This window comes from Nocardiopsis mangrovi (assembly GCF_042653925.1).
Lineage (GTDB): Bacteria > Actinomycetota > Actinomycetes > Streptosporangiales > Streptosporangiaceae > Nocardiopsis_B > Nocardiopsis_B mangrovi.
The window spans coordinates 45,245-57,513 of sequence record NZ_JBHSFQ010000024.1; the positions used below are offsets into that span (position 1 = coordinate 45,245).

Below are 12,269 nucleotides of genomic sequence, written 5' to 3' on the forward strand. Positions count from 1 at the left end.
CCTTCTCGACTGGTCGAGCACTGTCGCCGCGCCCGTGCGCGGCGGTGGTGGAAAAACGCGCCGGCCGCCCGGTGAGGGCGGCCGGCGCGGAGAGAGGGGGAGGAGCCCCGGGGCGTCACCGCCCGCCGGCCTCCGGTACGCCGTCGACCAGGCGCGGCACCCCCGCGGGGTTGCCGTCGCGCAGCTCCTCCGGGAGCAGCTCCTGCGGCACGTCCTGGTAGCTGACCGGGCGCAGGAACCGCTCGATGGCGAGGGTGCCGACCGACGTGGTGGCGGGAGCGGAGGTGGCGGGGAAGGGCCCGCCGTGGACCACCGCGTGCCCGACCTCGACCCCGGTGGGCCAGCCGCCGAACAGCACCCGCCCCGCCAGCAGCTCCAGCCTCGGCAGCAGGTCGGCGGTCGCCGGGTGGTCGGCGGCGGTGGCGTGCACGGTGGCGGTGAGCTGGCCTTCGAGGGTGCCGAGGATCTCGTGCAGTTGCGCGAGGTCGCGCACCCGGACCACCAGCGAGGTCGCGCCGAAGACCTCCGCCTGGAGCGCGTCGTCGGACAGGAACGTCGCGCCGTCGGTGGCGTAGAGGCGGGCCCGGCCGCAGGCGGCGATGGTGTCGTCGACCGCGCCCCGGGCGATCTCGGTGACGCCGGGGCGCGCGGCCAGCGCCGCCCCGCCCTCGTCGTAGGCGCGGCGGATCCCGTCGGTCAGCATGGGCGCGGCCGCGGCCGCGCCGACGGCCTCCCCGGCCGCGGTCAGGAAGGCGTCGGCGTCGCCGACCGCGAAGACCAGACCCGGGCTGGTGCAGAGCTGGCCGGCGCCGGTGGTGAGCGAGGCGGCGAAGGCGGTGCCGAGCGCCGCGCCGTTCTCGGCGAGCGCACCGGGCAGCACCACGACCGGGTTGACGCTGGACATCTCGGCGAACACCGGGATCGGCACGGGCCGGGCCGCGGCGGCGGCGCTGAGCGCGAGCCCGCCGGAGCGGGACCCGGTGAATCCGACGGCCGCGATGCGGGGGTGCCGCACCAGGGCCGTCCCCAGTTCACTGCCGGAGCCGAACAGCAGCGAGAACGTTCCCTCGGGCAGGTCGTGCGCGCGCACCGCGTCGCGGATGGCGCGGCCGACCAGCTCCGAGGTCCCTGGATGCGCGTTGTGGGCCTTGACGACGACCGGGGCGCCGGCGGCGAGCGCGGACGCGGTGTCGCCGCCCGCGACCGAGAACGCCAGCGGGAAGTTGGAGGCGGCGAAGACCGCCACGGGGCCGAGCGGCACCTTGCGCTGCCGCAGGTCGGGCTTTGGCAGAGGGGACCGGGCGGGATCGCCGGCGTCGACCCGGACGCCCAGCCAGCCGCCCGCGCGGACAACGGAGGCGAACAGCCGGAGCTGCCCGACGGTGCGCGCCCGCTCGCTCCGGACGCGCGGTTCGGGCAGCCCGGATTCGGCCATGACGCGCCGGACGAGGGTGTCGCCGAGCGTGTCGATGTTGTCGGCGATGGCCTCCAGGAACCCGGCGCGCACCTCGGGGGAGGTGCGGCGGTAGGTGTCGAAGGCCGCGTGGGCCAGCTCGGCGGCGCGGCCCGCCTCGGCGGCGCCGCCCTGGCCGTAGCCGGGGGACAGCCGCTCGCCGGTGGCGGGGTCGGTGCCGTGGGCCTCGCCGGCCCCGGTGACGTGGACGTCGGCGTCGCCGATCAGCATCGCGCCGGTCAGGACGGCCGTTCCGGTCTCCGCGGTCATGCGTTCACCACCCCGTCGACGAGCGCCTTCAGTTCGGCGTGCTCGGCCTCGGTGAGGTCCGTCAGCGGCGGGCGCACCGGCCCGGAGGGCCGGCCGGTCACCGTGAGCCCGGCCTTCACGATCGACACCGCGTACCCGGCCCGCCGGTTGCGGATGTCCAGGTAGGGCAGGACGAACTGGTTGAGCTTGCGGTACACGGCCGCGGCGTCGCGCGCGCGGACCGCGGTGTAGAAGTCGAGGGCGAACTCCGGGATGAAGTTGAAGATCGCCGAGGAGTAGGTGGTGACGCCCATCTCCAGGTACGGCAGCGCGTAGGTCTCGGCGGTGGGCAGGCCGCCGATCGACAGCAGGCGGTCGCCGAGGCGGGCGTGGATGGCGGTCATCAGGTCGACGCTGCCGACCCCGTCCTTGAAGCCGATGAAGTTCGGGCAGGTGTCCGCCAGCTCCTGCACGGCGTCGAAGCCGAAGGCGGCGTTGGCCCGGTGGTACACGACGACGCCGAGGCCGGTCGCGGCGCAGACGGCGCGGACGTGGGCGACCAGCCCCTCCTGCGTCAGCTCCGTGAGGTAGGGCGGGAGCAGGAAGACGCCGTGCGCTCCGGCGGCTTCGGCGTCGCGCGCCATGGCGACCGCCTGCGCCGTGCCGTAGCCCGCGGGGGCGACGACGGGTTTGCCGTCGGGGGTGGCGGCGACCGCGGCGCGCACGACACGGCCCACCTCGTCGGGGGTGAGGGAGAAGAACTCACCTGTGCCGCCCGCTGCGAAGACCCCGGAGGAGCCGAACGCGCCCTGCCGTTCCAGGTGCCCGCGGTAGGCGTCCTCGTCGAAGGTGAAGTCGTCGCGGGCGTGGGTGACGGGGAATGAGAGCAGGCCCGATCCGAGGACGGATCTCAGTTCTTCAGGGGCGAACAGCGTCATGAGGCGGTCTCCGGATCGTCGGTGAACTCGGTTCGAAGCCTAGGGACACCGCCAATACCTGTCCAAGTCGAATAATGCATCCCTTGATACCTTTTCAGCAAAGACGATCGTGAGGAGCCCTCGATGCCCGGCCGTTTCACCCTCGATCAGCTGCGCGGGTTCGTGGCGGTGGCCGATGAGCGCCACTTCGGCCGCGCCGCGCAGCGGCTGAACATGACCCAGCCGCCGTTGAGCCGGCAGATCCAGAAACTCGAACACGCCCTGGGAGTCGACCTGCTGATACGCGCCTCGCGCACGGTCGAGCTGACCCCCGCGGGGGAGGCGTTCCTGCAAGACGCGCGGCGGATGCTGGGGCTCGCCGAGGCGGCGCCGCTGACGGCGCGCAACGCCGCCCGGGGCACGGCCGGCGCGCTGCACATCGGGTTCACCGCGGTGTCGGCGCTGACCGTGCTGGGGTCCTGGCTCACCACGGTCAAGGAGCGGCTGCCCGATGTCGAGCTGACCCTGACCGAGATGGTCAGCCGGGACCAGGTGGACGCCCTGCTCACGGACCGTCTCCACGTGGGCCTGGTCCGCGGACTTCCGGCGTCCGAGCTGCTCAGCGCCCGCCGGGTGCACACCGAGAGCCTGATCCTCGCCTGCCCGCGCGACCATCCGCTCACCGGCCTGCGCCGTCCGCCCGACCTGGCGGACATCGGCCGGTACGACGTCGTCACCTACACCCCCATCGCGGCGCGCTACCTGCACGAGCTCGTCATCAGCGCCTTCCACGACGCGGGCGTCGAGCCGCGCTACGTGCAGCAGGTGGAGCAGGTGCACAGCCTGTTGGCGCTGGTCAACGCCGGTATGGGGGTGGGGATCGTGCCGCGGTCCGGTGCCCGCCTGCGGCTGCCCAACCTGGCGTTCACCGAGATCGACGGGCTGGCGCCCAACCTCGTCGAGACCCACTGCGTCTGGCGCACGTACCACGCCAACCCGGTGCTCGACGCGCTGCTCTCGCTGACCGAGACGGGAGCGGCGGCCTCTTGACGGGCGCCCGGGGTGCCGTCTACAAATGCAGACCACATGGGTGTTCCGGGACACACTGTGGCTGGGCCCGCCGACGTGCCGGGTCACCCGCTCTCCCGGCACACGCGCCCCCAACCGTCCGCCCGTGCCGCTCGGGTTGTGACGCCCGACCATCGGAGAGACGATGCAGTCAACCGCACCTCCCCGGCTGCGCGGCGGGCGATCGCGGACGCTCGCCGCCCTCGCTGCGCTGACCGCCCTGGTCCCGACCGCCGGCTGCACCGTGGCCAACAGCGACGCGACCGGATCCACCGGCACCGCCGGCACCACGCTGCGGGTGGTCCTCGCCCAGGAGCCCCCGACCCTGGAGCCCTGTGAGGCGTCCCTGACCTCGACCGGTGTCGTGGTCCGCTCCAACATCAGCGAACCGCTCATCGAACGCGATCCGGAGAGCGGCGAACTCCAACCCCTGCTGGCCACCGAGTGGGAGCAGACGGAGCCCACCACCTGGGCCCTGGAGGTCCGATCCGGCGTCACGTTCCACGACGGGCAGCCGTTCACCGCCGAGGACGCCGCGTTCTCCATCGACCGCGCGGTCAACTCCGACCTCGCCTGCAACGTGGACGGCTACGTCTTCGACGGCAAGGACGTGGAGGTGGCGGCCACCGGCGAGACCACGCTGACCGTCACCACCGAGGACCCCGACCCCATCCTGCCGCTGCGCCTCAGCTTCATCGAGGTCGTCCCCCGCACCACCGCCACCGACGCGAAGGTGCGCGAGCCCGTCGGCACCGGCCCCTACGCCATCGAGGACTGGGAGACCGGCGTCTCGATCTCCCTGCGCCGCAACGACGACTACTGGGGCGAGGCGCCCGCGTTCCCGGAGGCCCGCTACGTGTGGCGGTCGGAGCCGGCCGTGCGCGCCGCGATGATCACCAAGGGGGAGGCCGACCTCGCCACGGCGCTCAACCCCGAGGACGCGACCGAGGACAACTCGGTGGCCTACCCCAACAACGAGACCACCGCGCTGCGGCTCGACGGCCGTGAGGCCCCGCTCGACGACATCCGGGTGCGCAGGGCGATCGACCTGGCCATCGAGCGCCAGGCCATCAGCGACACCCTCTTCGACGGGCTCGCCGAACCCGCGGCGCAGCTCGTCCCGGACGGCGTGGTCGGCTACAACGACGAACTGGCGCCCACCACCCCCGATCCCGACGCCGCCCGCGCCCTCATCGAGGAGGCCGCCGCCGACGGCGTGCCGGTCGACCGCCGGATCTCCCTGATCGCCCGCAACGGCCAGTTCCCGCGGGTCGCCGAGACCGCCGAAGCGCTCCAGTACCAGCTGGCGGAGGTCGGCCTGAACGTGGAGATCACCATGCTGGACACCGCCGCCCACCTGCAGTACCAGCTCCGGCCGATGCCCGAGGACGCCGGACCGGTCGCGCTGCTCATCATGCACGGCAACCAGACCGGCGACGCGGCGTTCACCGCAAGCCAGTACCTGCTGAGCGAGGGCGCCCAGTCGACGTTCGGCACCGCCGACATGGACGAACGCATCGCCGACGCGAGCGCGCTCTCCGGCCCCGAGCGCGCCGACGCCCTCGCCGACGTCCTCGCCGCCCAGAACGACGACATCGCCCAGTACGCCCACCTGGCCCACATGCGGGGCCTCATGGGGATATCGGGCGCGGTCCGGTACGAGCCGAACTCCGCGAGCGGCGACGAACTGCGTCTGTCCGAGGTGCGGCCGGCCGACCAGGAGGGATCCTGACATGCTCGCCTTCCTGCGCACACGGGTCGTCTCCAGCGCGATCCCCCTGCTGTTTGTGGTGCTGGGCGTGTTCTGCCTGGCACGGCTGACCGGCGACCCCGTCAACCTCTACCTGCCGCTGAGCGCCACCCCCGAGCAACGGGCCGAGTTCTCCGCCGCCAACGGCTTCGACCAGCCCGTCGCCGTCCAGCTGTGGGACTACCTCACCCAGATCGTCCAGCTCGACTTCGGCACCTCTCTGCGCACCGGGCAGTCCGCGGCCGAGATGGTGCTCGCGGCCTTCCCCGCGACCCTGCAACTGGCGGCGGTGACCATGCTCATCGCGATCGCCGGCGCGGTCCTGATCGGCTGCCTGGCCGCCTACCGGCCCAACTCCCTCGCCGACCGCGCGTGCAGCTTCCTGTCCATGACGGCGGCCAGCATCCCCGACTTCTGGTTCGCGATCATGGGCGTGCTCGTGTTCGGCGTGACCCTCGGCTGGCTGCCCACATCGGGCGTCACCGGCGGCCCCGAGGTGTGGGTGCTGCCCATCGCCACGCTGCTCATCCGCCCGTTCGGCGTGCTCGTGCAGGTCGTGCGCGGCGCGATGGTCGCGGCGCTGGCCGCGCCCTACACCAAGGTCGCCCGCAGCAAGGGGGCGAGCGAGAAGCGGGTGGTGTTCGGCCACGCGCTGCGCAACGCGGCCATGCCCGCGCTCACCGTCGCCGGCGACCTCACGATCGGCCTGGTCAACGGCGCGGTCGTCGTCGAGACGATCTTCGGCTGGCCCGGCATCGGCAAGCTGATGATCGACTCCATCCTCCAGCGCGACTTCGCGGTGCTCCAGGCCGCCGTCCTGCTCACCGCGGTGACGATCTTCGTGCTCAACATCCTCATCGACGCCTGTTACGCCCTGCTCGACGCGCGTGTGCGCCACGCCGTCCCGGCCTGAGCCCGAGGAGCCCCGGATGACCTCCCCGCATCTCCCTCCCGCCGAGACGGCGCCCGCGGCCAAGCGCCCGGCGCGCTGGTGGACGCTGCTCGGCAAGGACCGCTTCGCGGCCGCCGCCGCCGTGCTGCTCGGCCTCGTGGCGCTGACCGCCCTGCTCGGCCCGCTGCTCATCGGCGACCGCGCCCGGCGCCAGGACCTCGGCGCGTCGCTGCGCCCGCCATCGCTCGACCACGGCTTCTTCGGCCTGCTCGGCACCGACGTGCTGGGGCGCAGCATGCTCGCCCGGCTCATCGAGGCGGCCGGCACGACCCTGTCCGTCGCGGTCCCCGCGGTTCTGTGCTCGCTGGTGATCGGCTCGGCGATCGGGATGTGGGCGGGCTACCACGGCGGGTTCCGGGAGAACGTCGCGATGCGCGTCGCCGACGTCATCCTGAGCTTCCCCTCGCTGCTGCTGGCCGTGGTCGTGCTGTACGTGTTCGCCCCCAGCGTCGCCAACCTGGTGCTGATCCTGGCGCTCGCGCGCATCCCCGTCTACCTGCGCACCGCCCGCGCCGAGGCGACGGAGCTGAAGAGCCGGCTGTTCGTCGACGCCGCGCGCACCTTCGGCGCGGGCAGCTGGCCGACCATCTACCGGCACATCCTGCCCATCACCCTGCCCACCCTGCTGACCGTCGCCACGCTCGACTTCTGCTTCGTCATGCTCACCGAGTCCTCGCTGAGCTTCCTCGGGATCGGCATCCAGCCGCCGGACGTCAGCTGGGGGCTGATGGTCGCCCAGGGCCGCCAGTACCTCCAGACCGCCTGGTGGATCGCCGTGCTGCCCGGCGTGGCGATCGTGGTCACCACGGTCTCGGCGACGGTGCTCGCCGCGTGGGCGCGCCTGGCCACCGACCCCGCGCAGCGCTGGCGGCTGACCACGCCCCGCACCAAGGGTTCCCGCGGGAACCGAGGAGGGATCCGCGCATGACCGCGTCCACCAGCCCCGCCGCCGCCCCCGCTCCCGGCGGGGGAGCGGCGGCCGGGCCCGCCCTGGAGGTCGACGGGCTGAGCGTCGACCTCACCACCCCCGCGGGCACGCTCCGCGCCGTCGACGGCATCAGCTTCTCCGTCCGCAAAGGGCGGACGCTGGCGCTGCTCGGCGAGTCGGGGTGCGGCAAGTCCATGACCGCTCTGGCGGTCGCCGGGCTGCTCGACCCCGTCGCCCGCGTGTCCGGCGGCGCGATCCGGGTGGGCGGCACCGACCTGCTGCGGCTCGGCCCGGCCGCGCGCAAGAAGCTCGCCGGTCCCGTGCTGTCCATCGTGTTCCAGGACGCGCTGACCGCGATGAACCCGGTGCAGACCGTCGGCGCGCAGCTCGGCGAGCCCTTCCGCATCCACCGGGGCCTGTCCCGCCGCGCCGCCCGGGAGAAGGCGATCGAACTGATGGCGGCCGTCGGCATCCCGGAGCCGCGCGCCCGTGCGCGGTCCTACCCGCACCAGTTCTCGGGCGGGATGCGCCAGCGGCTGCTCATCGCCATGGCGGTGGCGCTCAGCCCGGATGTGCTGATCGCCGACGAGCCGACAACGGCGCTCGACGTCACCGTGCAGGCACAGGTCATGCAGCTGCTCGCCGACCTGCGGACCGAGCACGAGATGGCCGTCGTGCTCATCACCCACGACCTCGCCGTCGTCGCCGAGCACGCCGACGACGTCGCGGTCATGTACGCGGGGACGGTGGTCGAGACGGGGCCCGTCGGCGAGGTCTTCGCACACCCGCGCCACCCCTACACGCGCGGCCTGCTCGACTCGGTCCCCGAGCACGTCGAGAAGGGGCAGTCGCTGCGCTCGATCCCGGGCAGCCCGCCCGAACTCAGCGCGATCCCGGCCGGCTGCGTGTTCCAGGCCCGCTGCCCGATGGCGCGCGAGGCGTGCGCCGAGAGCCGTCCGCTACCCGCGCCCGTCGGCCCGTCGCGGGCCGCCGCCTGCCACTTCTCCGAGGAGCTCGCCCGTGCCTGACACAGCATCCGCCACAGCCGCGGGCACCGCACCGGACACGGCCGCGCCGCTGCTGGAGGCGACCGGTCTGCGCAAGTCCTTCCGCGTGGCCGGCGCCCGCGGGTCGGCCCGGCTGACCGCCCTGGACGGCGTCGACCTGCGCGTCGGCCGCGGGGAGACCCTCGGCCTCGTCGGCGAGTCCGGCTGCGGGAAGTCGACGCTCGCGCGCGTCCTGCTCATGCTCGAACGCCCCGACGACGGCACCGTCCGCTTCGAGGGGACCGACCCCTTCGCGCTGCGCGGCCGCGACCTCCTCGCCTGGCGGCGCCGCGTCCAAATGGTGTTCCAGGACCCGTTCGCCTCCCTCAACGCGCGGATGACGGCATCGGACATCATCGGCGAGCCGTGGCGCACCCACCGCGACGCCGCCCCCGCCGACAAGGACAAGCGGGTGCGCGAACTCCTCGACCTCGTCGGCCTGCGCGCCGGGGACGCCCACCGCTACCCAGGCGAGTTCTCCGGCGGGCAGCGCCAGCGGCTCGGGATCGCCCGCGCGCTCGCGCTGGGGCCCGACCTGATCGTGTGCGACGAACCGGTCTCGGCGCTGGACCTCTCCGTCCAGGCGCAGGTCCTCAATCTCCTCGCCGACCTCCAGGAGCGCCTGGGCGTGTCCTACGTGTTCATCTCGCACGACCTGTCGGTGGTGCGGCACGTGGCCGACCGGGTCTCGGTGATGTACCTCGGCAAGGTCATCGAGCACGGGCCCACCGAGAGCGTCTTCGACCGGCCGCTGCACCCCTACACCAAGGCGCTCATGTCGGCGGCGCCGTCGCTGGGCGCGTCGCCCGAGGCGGGGTCGCGCCGCATCCTGCTGGAGGGCGAGCTCCCGTCGCCGCTGGACCCGCCGTCGGGGTGCAGGTTCCGCACGCGCTGCTGGCAGGCGACGGACCGCTGCGCGGCCGAGGCCCCGCCGGTGGCCCGCCGCGACGACGGCGACGCGCTGGAGCGGCACGAAGGGCTCTGCCACTTCCCGCTGGACGCCGCCCCCGCCTGAGCTCCGGGGAGGCGGCCCGGCACGGCGGACGACGCGGACGTTGGGGACGTTGGAGACGGCCCAGGGGGCCGTCTCCAACGCCGTCAGCCGCCGCTCCCGCCCGACGCTCCACGAGCGTCGGGCGGGAGGAGGGCGTCAGTCAGGCCGCGGCGCGCGCATCCCACCTGGCCACGCTCGCCTCTTGGCTCTGCTTGGGCGGTGCTGCGGTGGGCCTTCGGCGGGTGTCAGCGCCGCCTCCGCTCGCTCATCGGCTCGCCGTGAGGGTGTCGCTTGGTCACGCTCGCCTCTTCGCTCTGCTTCGGCGGTGCTGCGGTGGGCCTTCGGCGGGTGTCAGCGCCGCCTCCGCTCGCTCACGGGCTCGCCGTGAGGGTGTCGCTTGGTCACGCTCGGCTCTTGGCTCTGCTTGGGCGGTGCTGCGGTGGGCCTTCGGCGGGTGTCAGCACCGCCTCCGCTCGCTCATCGGCTCGCCGTGAGGGTGTCGCTTGGTCACGCTCGCCTCTTCGCTCTGCTTCGGCGGTGCTGCGGTGGGCCTTCGGCGGGTGTCAGCACCGCCTCCGCTCGCTCATCGGCTCGCCGTGACGATGTTCACCAGCGGGCGGCCTTCGTCCAGCCGGGCGATGTTGGCGGCGATCTCCGCCGCCCGGCCGGCGAACGTCGTGCGGGTGTGCCCGGAGTGGTGCGGGGTCATCACGACGTTGTCGAGCGTGTCGAACGGCCGCGTGTACCCGCGTGCCCCGCCGCCGTCGTTGGGGTGGCTCCACCACACGTCCAGCGCCGCGCCCCCGATGCTCCCGGAGGCGAGCGCGTCGTAGAGGGCCTCCTCGTCGACGATGGGGCCGCGCGCGACATTGACGAGCAGCGCGTCCGGCCGCATCAGCGCCAGTTCCGGTGCGCCGATCAGCCCGGTGGTCGCCGCCGACAGCGGGACCGTCACCACGACCACGTCGGATCCGGCGAGCAGGTCGGGCAGGCCGTCGTCGCCGTCGACGCGGTCCACCCGGACGCCCTCGGGCAGCGGGGCTCCGGGGGTGCGCCGGACCGCGCGTGCGCGCATGCCCAGCGCCGTCGTCGCCCGCACGACCGCGGTGCCGATCTCGCCCAGCCCGATGACCCCGACCGTGCGGCCCGCGAGCGTGTCGCCGAGGGGGACGGCGGGGTCCAGCGCGACGGACTCCCACCGCCCCTCGCGCATGAGCGCGTCGGCGCGCCGCACCCGCCGGGACAGCATCAGCGCCACCATGACCACGTGCTCGGCGATCGAGCTCCCGTGGTGGAAGGTGTTGCACACGATGACCCCGGGCGCGAGCGCGTCGAACGCGATCCGGTCGACCCCGGCGCCGTTCACGTGCACGAGCCGCAGCCGCCGCGCGGCCGCGGCCATGGCGGGCGTCACCCGGGAGCCCACCAGCACGTCCGCCTCGCGCAGCCGGTCGACGACCTCGTCGTCGGGGCGGCCCGCGAGGAACTCCCAGTCGTGGCCGTCGCCGCCGTTGCGGGTCAGCTCGTCGCGGAACGGGATCAGGAGCGGGTTGGTGAGCACGATCCTCATCGGGCACCGCCCCCGCCGGTCCGGCGGGCCCGTGTGCGGGTCACCACCGCGGGGCGGTGGGGTCGAAGGCGGGCTCGAACCGGCGCATGTACCCGGTGTCGTCGCGCTCGCGGATGCCGCCGGCGAGGTAGCGCTCGTGCAGCCGGGCCAGTGCGTCGCGGTCGAGCTCGACCCCCAGGCCCGGCGCGGTCGGCACCGCGACCGCGCCGCCGGAGAAGGTGAGCGCGCCGGGGACGATCACGTCGTCGGCGGGGTCCTTCCACGGCCAGTGCGTGTCGCAGGCGTAGGTCAGGTCAGGGGTGGCCGCGGCCAGGTGGGTCATCGCGGCGAGGCTGATACCCAGGTGGGAGTTGGAGTGCATGGACAGGCCCAGCCCGAACGTGGCGCAGATGTCGCCCAGCGCGCGCGAGCGGCCGAGCCCGCCCCAGAAGTGGTGGTCGGACAGGACGACCTGGACGGCGTCCTGGGCGACGGCGGGCTTGACGTGGTCGAACGCCACCACGCACATGTTCGTGGCCAGCGGCATCGCCACGTCGCGGGCGACCCGGGCCATGCCGTCGATGCCGGTGGTCGGGTCCTCCAGGTACTCGATCACGCCGTCGAGCGCGGCGCCTACGCGGATCGAGGTCTCGACGCTCCACGCCCCGTTGGGGTCCACCCGCAGCGGGTGGTCGGGGAACGCCTTGCGGAGGGCGAGGATCGCCTCGGCCTCCTCGTCGGGGTGGAAGACGCCGCCCTTGAGCTTGATCGCGCCGAAGCCGTATTCGCCGATCATGCGCTGCGCCTGCGCGACGATCTGGTCCGGGTCCAGCGCCGCGCCCCAGGCGTCGTCCTCGGCGCCGGGGTGGCCGGCCCACTTGTAGAAGAGGTAGGCGCTGTAGTCGACGCGGTCGCGCACGGCGCCCCCGAGCAGATCGCTCACGGGACGGCCGATCGCCTTGCCCTGGATGTCCAGGCAGGCGACCTCGAAAGGGGAGAGGACCCGGTCGGCGGTGCTGCTGCCGGTGACCATCCCGCTCATGCCGTGCCCGGCGGTGCCGCGGTCGCCGGACAGCGCGCGGCGGATGCGGCACGCGATCTCGTGCACGTGCCACACGTCCACGCCGGTGATCGCCGACGCGGCGGCGCGCAGGCGGTCGAGGTGCCCGGCGTCGCCGTAGGTCTCGCCGAGGCCGGTGAGCCCCGAGTCGGTGACGACCTCCACGATCGCGCGCAGCGCGAGCGGTTCGTGGACGCCGACCGTGTTGAGCAGGGGCAGGTCGCGGAAGGCGACCGGGGTGATGCGGACATCGCTGATGCGGTGCGGTTCGGCGGCCACGTCGATGCTCACCTGTGTCCTCCG

General features: G+C 73.7%; 10 protein-coding genes. 6 read left to right on the forward strand and 4 right to left on the reverse strand.

The window, feature by feature from the left end; translation table 11 throughout:
* Nucleotides 1-115: 115 nt before the first annotated feature.
* Together ACFO4E_RS21395 and kdgD are read right to left on the reverse strand one after the other, a co-directional pair.
* Nucleotides 116-1,723 (reverse strand): aldehyde dehydrogenase (NADP(+)), encoded by a 1,608-nt coding sequence (locus ACFO4E_RS21395; protein WP_378577516.1) that lies wholly within the window; start codon nucleotides 1,721-1,723, stop codon nucleotides 116-118.
* Nucleotides 1,720-2,640 carry a 5-dehydro-4-deoxyglucarate dehydratase gene (gene kdgD / locus ACFO4E_RS21400; protein ID WP_378577518.1) on the reverse strand — a complete coding sequence of 307 codons (921 nt, stop codon included), beginning with the start codon at nucleotides 2,638-2,640 and terminating at the stop codon, nucleotides 1,720-1,722. The genes ACFO4E_RS21395 and kdgD overlap by 4 nt, the downstream gene beginning before the upstream one ends.
* 123 nt (nucleotides 2,641-2,763) lie before the next feature.
* On the opposite strand from kdgD, the gene ACFO4E_RS21405 reads away from it, so the two are divergent.
* The 6 genes from ACFO4E_RS21405 (at nucleotide 2,764) to ACFO4E_RS21430 (ending at nucleotide 9,378) form a co-directional block, all read left to right on the forward strand.
* Complete coding sequence (locus ACFO4E_RS21405) at nucleotides 2,764-3,669, forward strand: LysR family transcriptional regulator (RefSeq protein ID WP_378577519.1); 906 nt, start codon at nucleotides 2,764-2,766, stop codon at nucleotides 3,667-3,669.
* A 163-nt stretch (nucleotides 3,670-3,832) separates the two neighbouring features.
* Nucleotides 3,833-5,419, forward strand: coding sequence for an ABC transporter substrate-binding protein (locus tag ACFO4E_RS21410; protein WP_378577521.1), 1,587 nt, complete (start codon nucleotides 3,833-3,835; stop codon nucleotides 5,417-5,419).
* A 1-nt stretch (nucleotide 5,420) separates the two neighbouring features.
* Nucleotides 5,421-6,350, forward strand: a complete 930-nt coding sequence (locus tag ACFO4E_RS21415) for an ABC transporter permease (RefSeq protein ID WP_378577523.1) — start codon at nucleotides 5,421-5,423, stop codon at nucleotides 6,348-6,350.
* Nucleotides 6,351-6,366: 16 nt separating this feature from the next.
* Nucleotides 6,367-7,317, forward strand: a complete 951-nt coding sequence (locus tag ACFO4E_RS21420; protein WP_378577525.1) for an ABC transporter permease — start codon at nucleotides 6,367-6,369, stop codon at nucleotides 7,315-7,317.
* On the forward strand, nucleotides 7,314-8,345 hold the full coding sequence (locus tag ACFO4E_RS21425; protein ID WP_378577527.1) for an ABC transporter ATP-binding protein: 1,032 nt from the start codon (nucleotides 7,314-7,316) through the stop codon (nucleotides 8,343-8,345). The genes ACFO4E_RS21420 and ACFO4E_RS21425 overlap by 4 nt, the downstream gene beginning before the upstream one ends.
* The gene (locus ACFO4E_RS21430) at nucleotides 8,338-9,378 is read left to right on the forward strand and encodes an ABC transporter ATP-binding protein (RefSeq protein WP_378577529.1); all 1,041 of its coding nucleotides are present in this window, start codon (nucleotides 8,338-8,340) and stop codon (nucleotides 9,376-9,378) included. The genes ACFO4E_RS21425 and ACFO4E_RS21430 overlap by 8 nt, the downstream gene beginning before the upstream one ends.
* A 562-nt stretch (nucleotides 9,379-9,940) precedes the next feature.
* Here the strand turns inward: ACFO4E_RS21430 and ACFO4E_RS21435 are convergent.
* Both ACFO4E_RS21435 and ACFO4E_RS21440 read right to left on the reverse strand, forming a co-directional pair.
* Entirely contained in the window at nucleotides 9,941-10,927 is a 987-nt protein-coding gene (locus tag ACFO4E_RS21435; RefSeq protein WP_378577531.1) for a 2-hydroxyacid dehydrogenase, read from the reverse strand.
* Between the two features lie 40 nt (nucleotides 10,928-10,967).
* A complete protein-coding gene (locus ACFO4E_RS21440; protein WP_378577533.1) occupies nucleotides 10,968-12,257 on the reverse strand; it encodes a glucarate dehydratase family protein in 1,290 nt (429 codons plus the stop codon).
* Between the last annotated feature and the right edge of the window lie 12 nt (nucleotides 12,258-12,269).

What these genes read in the sequence shown, in the direction of transcription:
- ACFO4E_RS21410 (WP_378577521.1), top strand. Translation starts at nt 3,833, where the DNA reads ATGCAGTCAACCGCACCTCCCCGGCTGCGCGGCGGGCGATCGCGGACG.
- kdgD (WP_378577518.1), bottom strand. Translation starts at nt 2,640, where the DNA reads ATGACGCTGTTCGCCCCTGAAGAACTGAGATCCGTCCTCGGATCGGGC.
- ACFO4E_RS21420 (WP_378577525.1), top strand. Translation starts at nt 6,367, where the DNA reads ATGACCTCCCCGCATCTCCCTCCCGCCGAGACGGCGCCCGCGGCCAAG.
- ACFO4E_RS21425 (WP_378577527.1), top strand. Translation starts at nt 7,314, where the DNA reads ATGACCGCGTCCACCAGCCCCGCCGCCGCCCCCGCTCCCGGCGGGGGA.
- ACFO4E_RS21405 (WP_378577519.1), top strand. Translation starts at nt 2,764, where the DNA reads ATGCCCGGCCGTTTCACCCTCGATCAGCTGCGCGGGTTCGTGGCGGTG.
- ACFO4E_RS21435 (WP_378577531.1), bottom strand. Translation starts at nt 10,927, where the DNA reads ATGAGGATCGTGCTCACCAACCCGCTCCTGATCCCGTTCCGCGACGAG.
- ACFO4E_RS21415 (WP_378577523.1), top strand. Translation starts at nt 5,421, where the DNA reads ATGCTCGCCTTCCTGCGCACACGGGTCGTCTCCAGCGCGATCCCCCTG.
- ACFO4E_RS21395 (WP_378577516.1), bottom strand. Translation starts at nt 1,723, where the DNA reads ATGACCGCGGAGACCGGAACGGCCGTCCTGACCGGCGCGATGCTGATC.